Source organism: Rahnella sp. GSA61A (assembly GCF_019969905.1).
Lineage (GTDB): Bacteria > Pseudomonadota > Gammaproteobacteria > Enterobacterales > Enterobacteriaceae > Rahnella > Rahnella aceris.
The window spans coordinates 44,644-62,095 of sequence record NZ_JAHXYO010000018.1 but is presented as its reverse complement, the minus strand read 5'-3'; the positions used below and the strand labels follow the sequence as shown (position 1 = coordinate 62,095).

General features: G+C 51.6%; 22 protein-coding genes and 2 pseudogenes. 22 read left to right on the top strand and 2 right to left on the bottom strand.

Going from position 1 to position 17,452, the window contains the following annotated elements; translation table 11 throughout:
* Positions 1-9 precede the first annotated feature (9 nt).
* The 9 genes and pseudogenes from LC431_RS20020 (at position 10) to LC431_RS19980 (ending at position 9,039) form a co-directional block, all read left to right on the top strand.
* The gene (locus LC431_RS20020) at positions 10-243 is read left to right on the top strand and encodes a hypothetical protein (protein WP_223510250.1); all 234 of its coding nucleotides are present in this window, start codon (positions 10-12) and stop codon (positions 241-243) included.
* Positions 244-825: 582 nt separating this feature from the next.
* Positions 826-1,413, top strand: coding sequence for a transposase (locus LC431_RS20015; RefSeq protein ID WP_223510249.1), 588 nt, complete (start codon positions 826-828; stop codon positions 1,411-1,413).
* Positions 1,413-1,781 (top strand): annotated as a pseudogene (locus LC431_RS26420) (transposase); the annotation flags it as partial. The gene LC431_RS20015 and the pseudogene LC431_RS26420, both read left to right, overlap by 1 nt.
* 335 nt (positions 1,782-2,116) lie before the next feature.
* On the top strand, positions 2,117-5,602 hold the full coding sequence (locus LC431_RS20005; RefSeq protein ID WP_223510248.1) for a P-loop NTPase fold protein: 3,486 nt from the start codon (positions 2,117-2,119) through the stop codon (positions 5,600-5,602).
* A 554-nt stretch (positions 5,603-6,156) separates the two neighbouring features.
* Positions 6,157-6,800 (top strand): annotated as a pseudogene (locus LC431_RS20000) (DNA methyltransferase).
* 28 nt (positions 6,801-6,828) lie between these two features.
* Positions 6,829-7,050: a hypothetical protein gene (locus tag LC431_RS19995; protein WP_223510247.1), complete on the top strand. Its 222-nt coding sequence runs from the start codon at positions 6,829-6,831 to the stop codon at positions 7,048-7,050.
* A 364-nt stretch (positions 7,051-7,414) separates the two neighbouring features.
* Entirely contained in the window at positions 7,415-7,885 is a 471-nt protein-coding gene (locus LC431_RS19990; RefSeq protein ID WP_223510246.1) for a hypothetical protein, read from the top strand.
* A gap of 405 nt (positions 7,886-8,290) precedes the next feature.
* Positions 8,291-8,797: an antirestriction protein ArdA gene (locus LC431_RS19985; RefSeq protein ID WP_041689224.1), complete on the top strand. Its 507-nt coding sequence runs from the start codon at positions 8,291-8,293 to the stop codon at positions 8,795-8,797.
* A 41-nt stretch (positions 8,798-8,838) separates the two neighbouring features.
* Positions 8,839-9,039 carry a hypothetical protein gene (locus tag LC431_RS19980; RefSeq protein WP_223510245.1) on the top strand — a complete coding sequence of 67 codons (201 nt, stop codon included), beginning with the start codon at positions 8,839-8,841 and terminating at the stop codon, positions 9,037-9,039.
* 160 nt (positions 9,040-9,199) lie between these two features.
* Here LC431_RS19980 and LC431_RS19975 read toward each other — a convergent pair whose 3' ends face one another.
* Positions 9,200-9,436 carry a hypothetical protein gene (locus tag LC431_RS19975; RefSeq protein ID WP_223510244.1) on the bottom strand — a complete coding sequence of 79 codons (237 nt, stop codon included), beginning with the start codon at positions 9,434-9,436 and terminating at the stop codon, positions 9,200-9,202.
* A gap of 432 nt (positions 9,437-9,868) precedes the next feature.
* Between LC431_RS19975 and LC431_RS19970 the strand changes: the two genes are divergently transcribed.
* The 13 genes from LC431_RS19970 (at position 9,869) to LC431_RS19910 (ending at position 16,487) form a co-directional block, all read left to right on the top strand.
* Positions 9,869-10,111, top strand: a complete 243-nt coding sequence (locus tag LC431_RS19970; protein WP_223510243.1) for a DUF905 domain-containing protein — start codon at positions 9,869-9,871, stop codon at positions 10,109-10,111.
* Between the two features lie 2 nt (positions 10,112-10,113).
* Complete coding sequence (locus tag LC431_RS19965; RefSeq protein ID WP_223510242.1) at positions 10,114-10,419, top strand: hypothetical protein; 306 nt, start codon at positions 10,114-10,116, stop codon at positions 10,417-10,419.
* A gap of 5 nt (positions 10,420-10,424) precedes the next feature.
* A complete protein-coding gene (locus LC431_RS19960) occupies positions 10,425-10,868 on the top strand; it encodes a hypothetical protein (RefSeq protein ID WP_223510282.1) in 444 nt (147 codons plus the stop codon).
* A 71-nt stretch (positions 10,869-10,939) separates the two neighbouring features.
* A complete protein-coding gene (locus LC431_RS19955) occupies positions 10,940-11,281 on the top strand; it encodes a type II toxin-antitoxin system RelE/ParE family toxin (protein ID WP_217147316.1) in 342 nt (113 codons plus the stop codon).
* Positions 11,278-11,592, top strand: coding sequence for a DNA-binding transcriptional regulator (locus LC431_RS19950; protein WP_217147317.1), 315 nt, complete (start codon positions 11,278-11,280; stop codon positions 11,590-11,592). Before LC431_RS19955 ends, LC431_RS19950 begins: the two co-directional genes overlap by 4 nt.
* A gap of 679 nt (positions 11,593-12,271) precedes the next feature.
* The gene (locus tag LC431_RS19945) at positions 12,272-12,646 is read left to right on the top strand and encodes a hypothetical protein (RefSeq protein WP_223510241.1); all 375 of its coding nucleotides are present in this window, start codon (positions 12,272-12,274) and stop codon (positions 12,644-12,646) included.
* Between the two features lie 47 nt (positions 12,647-12,693).
* Positions 12,694-13,044 (top strand): hypothetical protein, encoded by a 351-nt coding sequence (locus LC431_RS19940; RefSeq protein ID WP_223510240.1) that lies wholly within the window; start codon positions 12,694-12,696, stop codon positions 13,042-13,044.
* A gap of 2 nt (positions 13,045-13,046) precedes the next feature.
* A complete protein-coding gene (locus LC431_RS19935) occupies positions 13,047-13,382 on the top strand; it encodes a hypothetical protein (RefSeq protein WP_223510239.1) in 336 nt (111 codons plus the stop codon).
* Between the two features lie 51 nt (positions 13,383-13,433).
* Positions 13,434-13,808 carry a hypothetical protein gene (locus LC431_RS19930; protein ID WP_223510238.1) on the top strand — a complete coding sequence of 125 codons (375 nt, stop codon included), beginning with the start codon at positions 13,434-13,436 and terminating at the stop codon, positions 13,806-13,808.
* Positions 13,805-14,170: a hypothetical protein gene (locus tag LC431_RS19925; RefSeq protein ID WP_223510237.1), complete on the top strand. Its 366-nt coding sequence runs from the start codon at positions 13,805-13,807 to the stop codon at positions 14,168-14,170. Before LC431_RS19930 ends, LC431_RS19925 begins: the two co-directional genes overlap by 4 nt.
* 679 nt (positions 14,171-14,849) lie before the next feature.
* A complete protein-coding gene (locus LC431_RS19920) occupies positions 14,850-15,221 on the top strand; it encodes a hypothetical protein (protein WP_223510236.1) in 372 nt (123 codons plus the stop codon).
* Between the two features lie 93 nt (positions 15,222-15,314).
* Complete coding sequence (locus LC431_RS19915; protein ID WP_223510235.1) at positions 15,315-16,139, top strand: DUF932 domain-containing protein; 825 nt, start codon at positions 15,315-15,317, stop codon at positions 16,137-16,139.
* A gap of 57 nt (positions 16,140-16,196) precedes the next feature.
* A complete protein-coding gene (locus LC431_RS19910) occupies positions 16,197-16,487 on the top strand; it encodes a DUF5983 family protein (RefSeq protein ID WP_223510234.1) in 291 nt (96 codons plus the stop codon).
* 130 nt (positions 16,488-16,617) lie between these two features.
* Here the strand turns inward: LC431_RS19910 and LC431_RS19905 are convergent, their stop codons facing one another.
* On the bottom strand, positions 16,618-17,157 hold the full coding sequence (locus LC431_RS19905; RefSeq protein ID WP_223510233.1) for a lytic transglycosylase domain-containing protein: 540 nt from the start codon (positions 17,155-17,157) through the stop codon (positions 16,618-16,620).
* Positions 17,158-17,452: the final 295 nt, after the last annotated feature.

Genomic DNA, 17,452 nt, shown 5'->3' with positions numbered 1-17,452 from the left:
AGGCATGACATGGTCATTAATCCCCGCTTTCCCAAAGAGCTGATTTTCTTCTCGGACGTCAAAGATGCCGTCGCTGACGCGGCGACTCGCATTTTTCTGACAGGTAAAGAAATCTGCCACGATACCCTGGTGGAATGCCTGGCCGACCGGCAGGCTTACGCGAAAATCATTGAAGACAACTATACGGCCGGCGTGATGCAGCAGGAGATTAACCGGCTTGAAGAGCATCGTGGCCACCGCTGAGTTGCCCGCGATAAACAAAATGTCATCCTCATTCATCGTCTGACCTCAGGGGGCCGGCCTGGCCGGTGTCTGTCCTGCTGCCATTCATTTCGCGTACCGCCCCGGTCGTCGCAGACTACCGTCTCATTTCAAACCGCATTCGGTTATCCACAGATTCACTGAGTAACTTCGGTATTCGCGGGGGATAAGTCGGTGTACCTTTCTGCGCCGGTCCTGTGCCTGGCGGCTTTTCACCCAAGGATGTCGCGTTGCTCCACATCCATAGCACCTGACGGTGCCGCCCTGATTTGCTCACTTCCGTGCTATCCCTCCACATCCTTAACGTTAGCGCCGACCCCGTGCCCGCACTGTAGCCGGGCCGCTGCGCCTGCAAGTGTTCACTCCGTCGTCTCCTTGTATGTTTAGGATGACAGTGAGAAGCGTATACACTCATTGTGTTTTACCTGATGTTGCAGCACGTTCGTCGTCCTGGGATATGAGCCCGAGGGTGAGCATCATTGCGCAACGTCATTATCAGTATTAACCCGAACAATTGCCGGGGCGTGCAAACAGCCTGTATCTGCAAGGCAGGGAGAACTGAACATGAGTGATAAAACCACAATCGGTATAGATGTAGCTAAAAACACTCTGGAAGTATTTATCGATACTACCGGGCAGCTACTGCATCTGGAAAATTCAGCTGCAGGAATACTTGAATTGCAGGCAGCTCTGAGCGGGCTTTCTGTTACGGGAATAATTATGGAAGCAACAAGCCGGTATCACTGTACTGCCGAGTTAATGCTCAGTGCTGCGGGTCTGCCGGTCGCAGTAATTAATCCTCGTCAGATCAAGAACTTTGCCAGAGCTATGGGGAAGGTGGCAAAGAGCGACCCAATTGACGCGAGAATTATTTGCGAATATGGCCGACGCATGACTCCACAATTCAGACCGGCGAAAAGCGAGCAGCAGCAAGACCTGGCCGTACTGTTGACACGTCGGCGTCAGCTGGTTCAGAACCGTGTGATGGAATCTAGCCGTTGCAAAGAACGATTCGGCGCTTATGTTGAACAAGGAATTATGCGGCACATTGAATGGCTCGATGTTGAGATTGATGTACTGGATGCCGAAATTAAGCAGCGGCTACGCCAGGATGACGATCTGGCAGCAAAGCGTCTGTTGCTGATAAGGTAAAAGGTATCGGGCCCATAACGCAGGCCACATTGCTGATACAGCTTCCGGAACTGGGCTGTCTTACGCGTCGACAGATTTCAGCTTTGGTTGGTGTTTGTCCTTATGACAGAGACAGTGGGCAACTTCGAGGGAAAAGGGCGATCTGGGGTGGAAGGTCTGGTCTGCGCGCCACTCTCTTTATGGCCATGCTTTCAGCGGTCCGTTATAACCCTCAAATCAAAGCTTTCTTTAACGGACTGTTAGCAAGGGGAAAACCCAAAAAAGTGGCGCTTACAGCCTGTATAAGGAAGTTTGTTACGATACTTAATGCCATGTTTCGCGATCAAAAAGACTGGGTTTATGAGGGGGCAAGCAGTCTAACCCCTTAGTTTTCACTCTCAGATGTAATGGCATATCAGGGTCTTCCTGAGGGGCTGCTCTGTGCCAAAAGCGGACCTTCCAATACCTCCTGCCTTTTGATTGCAATCCCTTCTTGGCCTACCTCCTTCACACTTCCACGCGATTAATCAGTACAGATCCGAGTTTACCCTTTTTCGGATCTGCGGGATTTAACAATAAGGAAATGCTGCCATTGTTTCAAAAGGCACTAGGAATATTATTATCATTAGCACTATGATGAAAACGTGAGCGATTCTGATGAATGCCTATTTTCACTGACCTAAGGTCATCCTCCCAGCAACAATGTGAAGTACAAGGAGAGCACGTGGCACTTAAACTTCAGCAGGAAATGCCCGCAGACAGCGACCTGTTCAAAGGTGGCAGCCACCAAAATGTGGCAGACAGGATGGCAGAGGTAATTAAAGAACAGGAAATTAATATTCTGGGTCTGGAGGGTGAGCTTGGATCCGGAAAATCGACCATCATTCATTTTTTAAAAAAATCCCTGTCTCCTGAATACACTTTTATAGACTTTGATGCAGAGATTTATCATTACGGTAATACGAAAAAAGCACTCATCGAAGTCATTCACGATGGCCTGAGCGAAAGTAAAGGGGCAAATAAGGACAACCTTGATAAACTCAAAAACACAGCGCTGGGGAATATCGTAAAGTATGATAAAAGAGTAAGCAGTAGACTGAGTTGGTGGACCGTTAGCTTCATTCTTTTATGCCTACTCTCAGTGCAGATGGTCAGATATCTTATCCTGGACATCAATGCTAATGTCAAAATCCCGGGCACAATTTCAGGTTTGGTAATTTTCCTGGAAATAGTTGCGGCGCTTTCACCTGGTCTGCTTTTATTATGGCTTTTAGTAAGCCCGAAGCTAAATTTAAAAAGTTGGTGGGCCGCAAGTTTCGGTCTTTTATGCCTGTTTTCTGTGCAGGTGGTCAGCTATCTTATTCTAGACATCAATGCTAATGCTAAAAATCCGGGAACAATATCAGGTTTGGTAATAGCCCTTGAGATAGTTGCGGCGTTGTCCTCGGCCGTGCTTTTAGTATGGATTTTAGTGAGCCAAAAACTTAATGCAAAACCTCGGGGTAATTCAGAGGACGTCACCACCGTGGGTGATCTCTTCAAGCAAAACAGTACCGATAGTATTACTGAAAAGTGGCTGATAAGCCGGGAAATAGGGACTATTGAATTAACTAAGGCGCTCGCAGGTTTTACCAGTAGCTCATCTGTTTCTGCTGACGCAAAGTTTATTCTCATTATTGACAATCTCGACCGCATTAACGCCGACAAGGTTAAAGAGCTCTGGAGTGATATGGAGCTTATTGCGGGAACAACGCACCGGCAGTTCCGCATTATTGTGCCTTATTCCGCTCGCCATGTTGCAAAATCTCTTATGCTAGAGGGCCATACCGGCCGGGAGTTTATCTCCAAACGCATCCCCGTTACCTTTACCGTACCACCTTTGATCACTGCCGGATGGCAGGACACGTTCCGTGAAATGTGGAAAGAAACCGTGAATGAGCGGACTGATTTCTCCTGCGCGGAGACCATGCAGATACTGGAACGCTGGCGTACTGTTGAGTACCCCCGGATGACGCCGAGACTCCTAAAAAAACTGGTAAATGACGTCCACATACTTCTGATGACAGTGCCTGCGGAAGCTCCGGAGGAATACGTTCTACTTGCACTTTATGTAGTTTTCGTACGCTACAACGAATCTGACGTAATGGCGCTACTGAGATTCGCCGAAAATGACTCTATCAACATGCAGCCCAATGAGTATGAAGATAAGTTGCAGGCAACAAAAGCCCAGTTAAATCGTCTTTTTATGAATGATACGAATCGATGGAGTGAATATCTGATGAGCATTCATTTCCAGGCATCGGTGGAGCTTGCGCGTACAGAGTTATTTGATTTGCCGCTTACCGAAGCAGTTAATAGCCGGGATGCTGTTGCATTGGAGAAACTGACAGGTATGTATGGATTCTCTCATGCATGGCAGCGCTGTGCCGGGCGCTTTAATATGTACGACTGGATGGAAACTGTCATAAAACTTTCCGACGATACATTAATCAAAATCAAAGAAGAGCTAACCGGTGCCGTTGCCAGGCTCAACGCAAATTATGCATTATCTGAGCGGGAAAATTTTCGTGAGTCTTTCACCCAAAGCCTCAAATTTTTAGAAGAAAAAGGTTACCTCGGTACTGAAGATTTCATGGTCCGGCAGAAAAATTATGTCGTCGCAGAACTGAATAAGCTGCAGAAAATGCCGGAAAATGATGAGGTTTACGTCAGGGAGCTTCTTAAGGAGGCAGACCTCTATTCTGCAATATTTAAAAAAAACCTGCTGGACCTGATTGAGAATGATGTTAGCGGTAAACTTTACTCCATGTACCTGCTGAATGAAAAAGAAAATCTGCCCAACCTCTGTGTCAGTTCTCTTTCACTTATAGATGCAGAGCAGGAAAACATGCTTCGCCACTTACTGCTGACTGAGGCGCACGGAATTTTCAACCCTGACGTCATCCGCTTTTTCGAACTATCAAGCAGTGCAGTAGAAAATATAGTTAATAACGAAAGTGCAAACTTACCTGAAAATATAGTTAGCAAGTTGGGATTGCTTCGCAACTCCGGCAGCAATGAGTATATAGATGATCTTCGCTATGTTATTTTCAACCCTGAGTGGTATGAAAGTCAAATAACACCCAGTTTAAAAAAACAGAGTGTCATCAGCGAAAATTATCCTGAAGAATTTGCTGCTCACTTGGTCGCACATCTGGTGGCAATAAAAAACTACTCTGAAATAAAGAATTACGCTGAAGGTTATGAAAATGATGTAAATTACATTAAGTTTCTTTCTTTTTATTTCCGCTACGCTCAGAATTTCAATATCGTACTGGATGCACTGAAAGACACTCAGTCGTCAGCGTATGTAAAGGAAGCCATAAAAATTTTATTTAACGAAAATCATCTAGGCTTAATCAATACAGTCGATTACGTTAACACCTATTACCCGTTACTCAAGTCTGAATTGAGTGATGTAGATTACATGAGTCCGATTGTTAATCGCGAGACTGGCTTGCTCAAAAACATAAATGAAAAAAATATAGCAAAAATAAGCGAGGGATTTCTGGAGGACATTTTCTCCAGAAATCTGCTCAAAAGATTTAAAGAGAAACTTCATACAATCAGTCAGGACATTATTTCAAGTAAAGAGCAGCTCTATAGTGCCTTTAAAGCGCTCGAAAGCAACAGAAGCCTCGTTCTGCGAAGGATGGCATCAGCAGGAAAGTACGCAAACATGACGGCAGGTATCAGCCTCTTCGCGGACTGGTATCGGAATATTGATGGTGTACAGCTGAAAGCTCCTAACAATGTAAGGTTAATATGGTCATGTATTAATGAAGTGCAGCGGTCTGAAATACTTAAAGAACTCCACGATGTTCTTATGGAAGTGGGCACGCTTAAAGATAACAGGCTCAAAGTCATTCATGACTTTCATGATGTTATCATCTTTGTCGAACCGGAAGGGAAAACTTCACGACGGGCGATTGCAGCGCTGTTCAGTCTTACTTCCAGTGATGAGATATTGCGTTCGTGGCTTAATGCACAGCAGTTTACTTTCAGCGCCTGGCCAAGGGCTGAAGCTGAGACAGTGAGTCAGGTAATTAACGAAAATCAGGAGAATTTTCCTGATATTATCAGCCGCTCTTCATTCATCAGAAACCGTCTTCCCGTACTGGCGCCGGAGCAGGATGATACAAATGCAGAGGGAAATAAGGATGAGGCTTGAAACTACCTTTCGTATCTGGGCATTTCGGCAGGCCCCTGAAGAAGATGCTGCAGAACTGAAGTGGCGGTCATCAATGTGAAAATTGAGCTGCACAGGGAAGGGCCATGGAATGGCAGGATTTATACGTCTGTAACCGGATGCACCGGACTAACGGCGCCACTCTACACTGGCCTTACTTTCAATGTCATCTGGCCCCTGAATGCCGCTAGAGCGGCATTCAGGGGATGACTGCGCATTACACGCATTTTTATACGCTTCGAGAAATGAGAAACTAGCAGTCTGAATGTCCGCTTTTCGCTCTAAGCGGACATCAATGAAATGACCTCTTCTTATTCTGCATTCCATTAAAACTCATCCTCATTCGAGTATTGCCTGCTTTAGCGGCATTGACTCCGAACACAACTGCTCACCCGTTCGCACCCGTCATGGTGCATTCAGCCCGTTCCGGTTTTGCGCTGCGGCTTCCGGGGACGCACCTGCCCGCTCCGCTTTGCGCCCGTCTGTCGTGGGGGCACGGCGCCGGCCGGTCCCGGCATTCTATGTGGAGTCACGCTATGTCCCGATTTATCCAGGGTGATTGTGAGCAGGTTATGTCTGGTTTTCCGTCGAATGCGGTGGATTTTATTTTGACGGACCCGCCGTATCTCGTCGGCTTTACCGACCGGACGGGGCGAACTATTGCCAATGACAAGCAGGGGGACTGGCTGCTGCCGGTCAGCAAAGAGATGTTCCGGGTGCTCAAACCCAACAGCCTGGCAGTCAGTTTCTACGCCTGGAATCGGGTGGACTTGTTTATGCAGGCATGGAAAGCGGCGGGGTTCCGCGTGGTTGGCCACGTCGTGTTTACCAAAACCTACGCATCAAAATCGGCATTCGTAGGCTACCGCCACGAAAGTGCTTACATTTTGGCGAAAGGGCGTCCGCCGTTGCCTGAAAAGCCGTTACCGGACGTCATGCCCTGGCAGTACACCGGCAACCGCCACCACCCAACGGAAAACCGGTGTCCGTGCTGCGGCCGTTGATCGAGCCATTTACATAGCCTGGTTCAATTGTTTTGGACCCTTTCGCCGGCAGCGGATCCACCTGCGTTGCGGCGGAGCAGGCAGGGCGTCGCTGGATTGGCATTGAGCTGATGGAACAATACCACGCGACCGGATTACGCCGCCTGACAGAGCTGCGCAATGCGCGCGCGGCGTGACATTAAATACGACAAAAGGAAATACAAGATGAACTATCAGGGTAATGAAGCGCTGCGGGCCGACGTTGCGCAGTTGGCGAACACCATGTTTGAGCTTCGTGAGCGGCTGCGTGCGCTGGAATCAACCTGGTTTTGGAACAGTGAGGAATTATCACAACGTCTGGCCGGACAGATTATCAGCCAGGTGAACACAAGATTCCTCGATATATACCAGCAGGTAAACGAACTGGACCACGCATTTCGGGATTAGAACTGGGATAACAAGGCTGCAAGAGCCTTGTTGTTTCCAGGCGTGGAGACGTCCGGGGCGTTAAACCCCCGAACGTTTCCCGGAAACGCCACGTGGCATTTCCCGGCCAAGCCGGGGCCGCAAAGGAGACGGGCAAGGTCAGGTAGCTAAAATGTGAAAGCACCAAAGCCGTGCCTTCACGGTAGACCGGCCGCTCCAGCTGCAAGGGTGCGCGTTGCCGGATACTCGCCCATTCTCAACGTTAACGGTGCATTCAGCCCGTTAACGTCTGCGCTGTGGCCTGCGTTCCGCCCCTGCATCTTCCACTCTTCGCCGGTCTTTAGTGGCGGCACGGCAATGGTGCCGTTGAAGCGGAGACATTCTGATGCACAAACTCACAAAAGTGGTTCTCGATAACGGCGAGATGGCGTTGTACCTGGATGGCTACTATCTGGGCAGTGAAGATGATAGCGGTGATCACATTACCCTGGATGAGATCGCGACGGCATTGCAAAAGGTGCCGGGCATCAGCGTCCAGGATGTCACCTGTCCCTGTCCAGATCAGCAGGATTGGAGCTGGTATGCCGTGGCGGGCGAAATTTTCACGCCGGCGGTGAACAACTACAGTCATCGGGAGGTAACGGTCGAAGCCTTTATGTCCAGGCTGTCGGCATATCCTGCGGACACACTGTGTTGCGGGACATTCTGGCTTGATGAAGACTTTCTTGAGGTGGATGAAACGCTAACGCCCGGGGAAATTCGCCGGGCAATGGAGATTGCCACCGAACATCACGATGCCAATATTGGCTACAACTGGGACTCTCTCCGTTACGCCGCCGAGCTGGCCAAAGAATAAAGCGCTTCCCCACCGGCGACGGCGGGGGAGTTTTGGGGTTACAGATAAGGATGTCGTGTAACTCCGCTTTTTCAGGGTTACAGCCCTTGCAGGTCTGTAACCCACTAAAAAACGGTATCTGGCAGCCCCGTGCTGCGACGGCTAACGCCGTGCCTTCACTGTAGACGGGCCGCTGCGGCTGCAAGGGTTCGCTTCGCCGCTTCCTCACCCGTTCGCACTCATACACTCGGCGGTCTTCCCGTCGCGTGCTCGTTCAATATTCACTCGCCCGCCGTCCAGCCAGCCAGCCTCCTTCCTTCGTTTGCGCTGCGGCCTCCGGTAGCGCCCCTGCATCCTCCGCTTTCCGCCCGTCTGTCGTGTCGGCACGGCGTTAGCCGGAACTGTGATCCCTCAACCAGCGGAGAAATGCATATGAGCACTACCACCCCAGCCGTGTACGTCGGTACGTACCACAAATACAACTGCGGAAGCATCGCCGGCAAATGGTTCGATCTGACCGAGTTTGATGACGAGCAAGACTTTTTGGCGGCATGCAGCGAGCTGCACGCCGATGAAGAAGACCCGGAGCTGATGTTTCAGGACTGGGAAGGGATCCCGTCCGGACTGGCGTCCGAAAGTCATGTGAACTGGGCGTTTATAGATGCCTACCGGCAGGCGAAAGAGGAGGGGCAGGGGGAGGCATTTGTGGAATGGGCGGAATATTTTAACGCCTGTGATTATGACGCGTTTCAGGAAGCGTATCAGGGGGAGGCAGAAAGTGAGGAAGACTACGCGCGCAATTTTGTCGATGAAACCGGCTTACTCAGTGATATGCCGGACTCATTGCAGAGTTATTTCGATTATGAAGCGTATGGGCGCGACATGTTCATGAACGGGCTGGTTTTAGTGAACGGCTACGTATTTTCTGAATGACACACTCACCGGCAGGGTTCCCCCTGCCGTAAGGATATAAAATGAAACTGACACCTGATACCCGCGAAACGCTGCAGCACTATAAATTGTTGATTAACGCGAGCCGCCGCGAAGCCGGATTGTCTTCGCGCAATACGACACAGATTCTGGACGATATTTGTTTTTATCTGAAATGTCAGAACGCGGTCTATCTCGGCGGTGCCTTTATTCAGCAGGCTGGGATCAAAAAACTCAATAAGTAAGCGGTAAGAAACGGGCGGGGAGCCGCCTGTTATCGCGCGAAAACCCCTTTCAGGCTTCGCCTGGCGATAGCAGACCGCTCTGCGCCTTCGGCGTCGCGCGTCTCCGCTATCGCTATAATCGATTGGCAGAAAAACAAAGTCCTGCCGTCGGCTGGTCATATCATTCGGTGATCGCCAGTATTTTGCATGCGGTTTCGGTGCCTGTTTTTCGTTTTCCGATTTTCTCGATGCGGATGAAAGACATGATCCAAAATCCTACCCCGGCCACCTTCGGCTCATGACCAGCGGGCTGGTCAATCGTCGAGCCACACTCCGCCCGGCAGCTGCTGCGCACCGGCCCGTCTCCGCGAACCCGCTGGGCGGTTTCGGGCCTGACGGCTAGTGTCTGATGGAGCACGTCAACACCTGCAGCTGGCTCACGCCAGCGCGCTAACCGTACCGGCGAGAGTTCCGCCGGCACTTTTCGGCGCCCCCCCGTTTCGCTGTCGCGCTCCGGCGTTGCGGCGGATCCCCGCTCATTGGGACTCCGGCACCCTCTTTCCGTTTAAGTCCCTTCGCCTGGGCTGATACCGACACAGTCCTCCTCGCTGTCCAGGGTAAATACACTCACTGAGAATTTTTCTCGGCCACTACGTTAGTCCTCTAAAAATTATCCGCTCGCCTTGGTCATCTTCGTCAGCCGGTGTCGTTTACGCCCTTGCGGCGAGGGGTCTCAAACGGGTGATGGCATACCAGAAGGGACCAAACAGCCGGTTCCCGCAAACGTCAAAACCGCGACAAGAGAAACTCAACGGGTGATGTGTGTAACCCAAACAAAAAGGAAAGGCTTATGTGCGATCAGGAATGTGTATTACCGGAGGAGGGTGAGTTTACCCGCGAACAGGCAACCGCCGTCGCGTCTCAGTACAGCAACGTGGCGATTGAAGACGATACCGGGAAGGAATTTCGTCTCGTCGTGCGTAAGGAGGGTGAGATGGTGTGGCGTGGGTGGAATTTCGAGGCCGGTGCAGGATTTTGGCTTAACCGTTATATCAAAAACTACGGCGTGAAAAAGCAGACGGCGGGGAATTAATCATGAATACACCGGTAAATTCTGACCAAAATATCAGCGCTAAGGCCCCCGCTGCGGGGGCCGCAACCTTTACTCCCGCGCAGCTTGGCGATCTGGTGAATCACATCCTCTGCTACGGGGCATTCTTACAAAAATTCGAGCCGAGACTTTTACCGGCGGGCGCACAGGCCGAGATGTACAGGTGCGAAGAAACTCTTTCGTGGATTCTGGTCTGGTTTGTTAACGGACGACCGGTGATAGCCTGTGATTATTTTGACCATTTTACCTATGTCCTCGACCGCATGTTGTTACCGGAGGCCGGACAGTGAACGCGATGAATGTTGAACCTATTGGCGTCGTGGACGTGGCGTATTACAGCAACCATGCGGCACAGTACCTGCAAAACCTGCTTAAAACCGTTGAGAAATTGCCATTTTTACAGGAGGTTATCGATGATTTGGCCGCCGATCCTGCTGTTGGCTGGAACTGCCAGACAGGCGGGGTGTTAGGGAGTGACCATATTCACGCCATCGAGCTGGAGATCGCGCCTATTTATGATGATGGCGAGTATGTTGAAACATTCACGTTTGAAGACAGCGTATCAGAACCTGACCGTGTGCATGCATTTTCGCTGTATTCCCGCATTGCTGATTCGGCAGATTTTGCGGGCACGCAGGCTTTACATGACGCTGAGACGCTTGCTGAGTGCGAACTGATGACGTTACTGGCATTGCGAAAGATCAACCATCTGAAAGCCGGAAGAGCATTAGCGGATTAATTATAAAATCGGGATGGAATTATGCCCAACTTGGGGGTAAAATATCCCCAAGTTGAAGGGAGACGAAAGCGATGGATGGTGTTTTTGTTGAATTAAGCGTTTTCGAAGCAAAACGCGCTGATTACTTATCTGATGATCAATTTAAAGAATTTCAGCAGATGTTGCTTAAGAACCCAACCTGCGGCGACGTCATCCCTCACACCGGTGGCCTGAGAAAAATCAGGTTTGCAGACGCCCGAAGGGGTAAGGGAAAACGTGGGGGCTTAAGGGTTATTTATTACTGGTGGCTTGAAAGGTCTCATTTTCTGCTCTTCGCAGTCTATGATAAAGACCAGAAAGACGACTTAAGCCGTGATGAACAGGACATCTTGCGTAAGATGTTGGAACGACTGAAACAAGGAGGCACGTTATGAGTGACCGCAGCCTGTTTGAAGAATTAAAGCAAGGCATGCAGGACTGGAGCGACTTTAACGCGGGCAAGATCACGCTGAAGACGCATACTGTTTCGCAGAAAAAAAATATCTCGATGTCGCCGGAAGAGTTGAAGGCAGTCCGCGAAAAATTGCGCCTCTCTCAGGCCGTTTTTGCAGATTACCTGCATACCGGCATCACGACTTATCAGAACTGGGAGCAGGGCAGGGCGAAGCCAAACAAACAAGCTTTGCTCCTGATCCGCATGGTTGAGAAAGACCCCCAAACTCTGGGCACGCTCGCAGCCCTTTAAAGAAATCCCCGTATCCTGCTGGTTTGCAGCATACGGTTTTTTAGCATCGCGCCCTAAATCCCCCAGCGGGCTATGCCCGCCAGTCCCTGAGACAGGGGGCGGCTGCGCCGCCCCTCTTCTCCGGTATGTGTCGGGGGCTTGTCTCTCTCATTCCTTTCCGTCTCTTCCTCTCCAGGCTTTCACTCCTCTTCCTCCTCCTGGTCATTGATGGCCGGTGATTTCTCATTCCCACAAACCACCACGGCCACAGCATGGCCCCCTTCGGCTCATGACCAGCAGGCTGGTCAGTCGTCTGCCCGACTTCGCTAACCGGCTTGGCCGGTAAGCTTCGCGGAACCCCTGCGGGTTTCCGGCCTGTCGGCTACGGTCCGATGGCAACGGCCACGTCAACCCCCGCAGGCGGCTGCGCCGCCGCACGGACACTGGCCGGTAAACCGGCCGCTAAGGTCGCCGCCTCGTTCCTCGCCGTCGGGTGTGTGCATTCTGCCGGGTGCGGTTATCCCTCTCGCGGTCAGCCCTTACGCGGAGGGCTGGGTGTAGCACCGCCGCCCAGGTTAACGCAAGGGTGAAATGCACGCCTGCGGCGCCCTTGCGTTCCCCCGTGCGTCGTCGCTACTTCGCCCTTTGCCGCGAAAGAACTCACCGAGAGATGACATTTAACCTGAAGGGGACCTGAAGAATGCACACACAAAACGTCAAGACCGCCGCTCCTGAATCTTCCGAAAGATGGGGGGCGAAAACCACGACGCTGCGCATGGACGGCTTCATTACTGATATTTCGTCGTCCCATCCGTTTGACGTGATCCGCGCGGACGTCGTGATTTCCCGTCTGGAAAAGCAGGCTCATGCAGGGTGCGGGTTGCATTACGAGATTTACGAATCCCGCCTGATCGGCAGTGCGTTAGATCATCTTTCCCGTCTGCCGATGAAAGACCGTCCGGTCTTTATCGGCACGGCAGACCGCAGAGGGATCGTGCTGACGTGGGCGGCAGAGGAAAAGGCTCAAAACGCCTATTGCGAATTAATGGCAGAGATTGCGGCAGAGCAGGAATAACAGCCGACGGCGGGATTGTCCCGCCTTCAACATCGAGGCGAAAAACCATGTACACACCTGACATCATCACCTGCGAAGCGGGTAAAAACCGGTTCGAATGGAGCGCAGGCGCGGAGGCCGCTTACTGGGAGGCACGGGCAAGATCGTATGTGACCGCGCCGGTGGAAATCGACCTGCACAGATATATGGACGTGCTGGGGACGTTACCGCCGCTGGACTGGCAGGGTGATCGGGACAGCGAATCATTCAAGTTTGCCGAAATGATGTGCGGCAGCGTGACGGACATTTACGCGAAAGTCGAAGGCCGGTATTTCCAGCTATGCGATGAATGCACCCTGAGCCATGCCGAAATAGTGCGACGTATTAAGGAGGTGTTAAGCAAAGAAACCGTAGTGTAGGAATGAAAAAAGCAGACTTTCGTCTGCCTTGTCATGCCGGTTTGTCCCGCAAAAGCCAGACCGGCTATCAATACTCGATTGGAGTTCATGCCATGAATACTGAAGCACAGATAATTGCATCCCCCATGCCGTTTGTAAAGTCTGAGACGGCAAAAAAGCATCCGCGCCTTGTGCGCGAACCGCTGAAAAGTCAGGACATCACCGTGCCGTTTAAGGCGCTGGGGCGTCACATCGCCAAATGTCAGCGCAAACGCCAGTCCGTCAGGGTGCCCGCAATGCGAGCCAGTGAACTCGGGCAAGTACTGCGCACACTGGAACTGAAACGGGCTTATGCCTGATGACCTTGCCGCCCTGCGGGGCGGCAATTCAATGGTTTTTTGGGGGATAGGATGAGTAAGCAACTGATGTTCAGAGCGGAAACGCTCAAGCCGGTCATGATGGATCTGAAAACGAACGGCGGCGCGTTGTTGTTGGTCGGCGAGGAAGGCATTTTTCTGACCGCTGAAAAACCGTCTTACGTGGGGACAAAACGCACTATTGCCTATGCCGAAGGGTTTGATCTCGAGCATTGGGATGACATCGGGGAGCTGTTTGTCGCAATGGATGAAGCGACAGGCATTGAGGGGGCAATGTTGGAAGTTCTGAACGTTGAACCTGAGATGCTGGAACTGCTGACTACCCGTGTCGCCGATCTGGCGGTGAGCATTGATGGCGGTGAATTTTCCCTGATGGCGGCGGTGTGTGAAACGGGTAAAACATCATGAGTAAACATACTGTTTGTGCGCGCGAGTATGGCGACACGCATCAAGCCATGAAGGGGCACACCATGACTGACAGCTTCTGCGATATCGAGTGTAGGACGTCCGTGCGTCCCCACGTTATGCTGATCGTAGCCGAGCTTGACACCGGCACCGGCTTTCATTTTGTCTCACATCCGACGCTGTCGGGTGCTGATGCCAATCTTTGGTTTCCGCTGACTGAGGGGCAGGTGCTGCATGTTGCCGTTGAACAGGTGATGGTCATGAACCACGAGGCGAACAATGTTGTCCGGCTGGACGTCTTCCATAAAGGCGACAGACACACCGATTACAAAGTCATCTATAACCCCGAAATCAGGGTGTGCTGATGAGAGGGGTGGGGCGGATCACGCTCTGCCCCTGGATTTTTGTTCCGCCCTGTCAAATGCCCCGGCGGGCGTCGCCCGCCCAATGCAGAGTGACGGGGCGGCTGCGCCGCCCCTCTTCTCCGGTATGTGTCGGGGGCTTGTCTCTCTCATTCCTTTCCGTCTCTTCCTCTCCAGGCTTTCACTCCTCTTTCTCTTCCTGGTCATCGATGGCCGGTCTTTCTTTTTCACAACAAACTACCACGGCCAGAACATGGCCCCCTTCGGCTCATGACCAGCAGGCTGGTCAGTCGTCTGCCCGACTTCGCTAACCGGCTTGGCCGGTAAGCTTCGCGGAACCCCTGCGGGTTTCCGGCCTGTCGGCTACGGTCCGATGGCAACGGCAAGGGTCAACCCCCGCAGGCGGCTGCGCCGCCGCACGGACACTGGCCGGTAAACCGGCCGCTAAGGTCGCCGCCTCGTTCCTCGCCGTCGGGTGTGTGCATTCTGCCGGGTGCGGTTATCCCTCTCGCGGTCAGCCCTTACGCGGAGGGCTGGGTGTAGCACCGCCGCCCAGGTTAACGCAAGGGTGAAATGCACGCCTGCGGCGCCCTTGCGTTCCCCCGTGCGTCGTCGCTACTTCGCCCTTTGCCGCGAAAGAACTCACCGAGAGATGACATTTAACCTGAAGGGGACCTGAAGAATGCACACACAAAACGTCAAGACCGCCGCTCCTGAATCTTCCGAAAGATGGGGGGCGAAAACCACGACGCTGCGCATGGACGGCTTTATCACTGATATTTCGTCAACGCATCCCTTCGATGTGATCCGCGCCGATGCGGTCATTTCCCGCCTGAGTGAAAAAGCCCATCAGGGCTGCGGCCTGCACGCCGAAATCTATGAATACAACCTGATCTTCAGCGCAATGGCGTACCTCAAACGCCTGCCGGAAAAAGACCATCCGGCCTTTGTACAGGCGGCGGAAAAACAGGGCCTGACGCTGACGGACGCGGCGCTGGTACGCAGTGCAAACGCCTACTGCGACCTGCGAAATGAATTGTTTGAAGAGGACTAGCCATTGTCATCGGGCGGCGAAACTTACCGCCCGGTGTTTCCTGTATCACGCCATCACTGACTTAGCATCATCACAAACATCGAGGATATCATTATGCGTTTAGCTTCCCATTTTGGTTCCAAAAATCAGATCCGCCGCGACCGTCCGCTGACCAATGACGAGCTGGCCAGCGTCGTCCCGAGCGTGTTTTCTGAAGAAAAACACGGCTCCCGCAGTGACCGTTATACCTATATTCCGACCATTCAGCTGCTCGACAGCCTGCGCAAAGAAGGCTTCCAGCCGTTCTTTGCCTGTCAAACCCGCGTGCGGGATGAAGCCCGGAAAGGCCATACCAAACACATGCTGCGGCTGCGCCGCGAGCGCCAAATTACCGGCAGCGAAGTGCCGGAAATAATCCTGCTCAATTCACACGACGGCAGCAGCAGTTATCAGATGCTGCCGGGAATTTTCCGCTTTGTTTGTTCGAACGGCATGGTGTGCGGTGAGGACTTTGGCGAGGTGCGTGTCCCCCACAAAGGCGATGTGACCGGGCAGGTTATTGAGGGGGCGTATGAGGTGCTCGGCATTTTTGACAAGGTCGATGAGCACATGAACATCATGAAAGACATCCCCCTCAACCGGGATGAACAAGACCTGTTTGCTCAGGCGGCGCTCATGTATCGCTACGGGGAAGACGATAAAAAAATCCCCGTTACCCCGGCGAGTGTATTAATGCCGCGCCGCGCCGAAGACCGCCAAAATGATTTGTGGGTGACCTTTCAGCGGGTGCAGGAAAATATGATCCGGGGGGGATTAATCGGCCGCAATGAAAAAGGAAAACGCACCACGACGCGCGCGATTAACGGTATTGACGGCGACGTGAAATTAAACCGGGCACTGTGGATGATTGCCGAGCAGTTTAAAAAAATGAAGGCGTAACATTTTGCATTTACATTAGGGAGAGTATTCGCTCTCCCTGCGCATAAGGTCAACAGTATGGAAAAGATTCATGGCATGACATGCAGCACGGCACATATAACGCCGGGCGATGGGGAAATTTTATCGCAGTACGTCAACGAAAAATTCCCCTGGGTATTTGACACCGGCTATGGCTATCTTTTAATGCTGCGTGAATACCGGTATCCGGTATTGAAATTAAAAGAAATGGGGATTTCAAAGCCCGTTAGGAAGTTGGTGTTTTGTATGCGCAAACAACATCAAATCGGGATGATCTGTTTTGATCCGGACGCTGATACTCTTGGCGGGTATGATGTTTTTGAATGGTAGCGGTTTATCTGTCCGGCGCAATCGAAAAGCGCCGGATATTTCCCATCATTACCCTATACTCCCCCCGAATAATTTCCCTTCCCGTGCCATAAAATCAGAAAACGTATACGCACGCCTCGTGGTTACATTATTAATTGTTTGCTTTTGTGTCTGTATTGGCTGATGCCGTTGACCTGGCCAGAAGCGGATTTTCGCCACGCTGGATGATTTGTTTATTTTGAATCATTTGTGTGGCCAGCAGGATGCGATATATATTTTTAATAGCGGTTGCGTATGCCCGTCGCTGCACGATGAGCTTCGGTGACGGACCGGTGTTATACATCCCGACGCTGTTCCAGTTTTTACCGTAAGCCCGGAAATTGTGCGCGAGTACCCAGGCGCCGGTGTAAATACAGGTACAGGGTTCTTTCAGTAACCGTTCACGGGTAATATCAAATTTTCGCAGCGCCGCATAATGTGAACTGTTAACCTGCATGCCGCAGACATCTTCTGTTTTATTACGGTTACGGTCATTAATGGCGTCCATTCTGAGCCGCGACTCTTTTATTGAAATTGCGGTCAGTAAAAGCGGATCAATACCATAATCGCGTCCCGCCTTGTTAAAACACATTTCCGGGCTGGCCTGGGCGGAAAAAACCGCCGCCAACGTGAGCAGAGCACACCATTTCATTATTTTATATTCCCCAGGAATGCGCCGGATAAGCGCGGCGTGATTTCTGGCGAAAATACGCTTTCGCCTTTCCCGATGCAAGATAATTAGTTACAGACGCGCACATGGCGCTCTGCGAACGCCTTCTGATGTCACCACGGAATTAAATAAATCAACAGAATAGGGATATTTCACCAGGCCGCTTTTTCTTACAACTTACATCACACCCCACGCAAGATTCCATCTTGCGGTTTTATTGTTGTAATTCATGATGTTAACCGTGGTTTTTAATGTAATTTTACAAGCATCCCGGAAA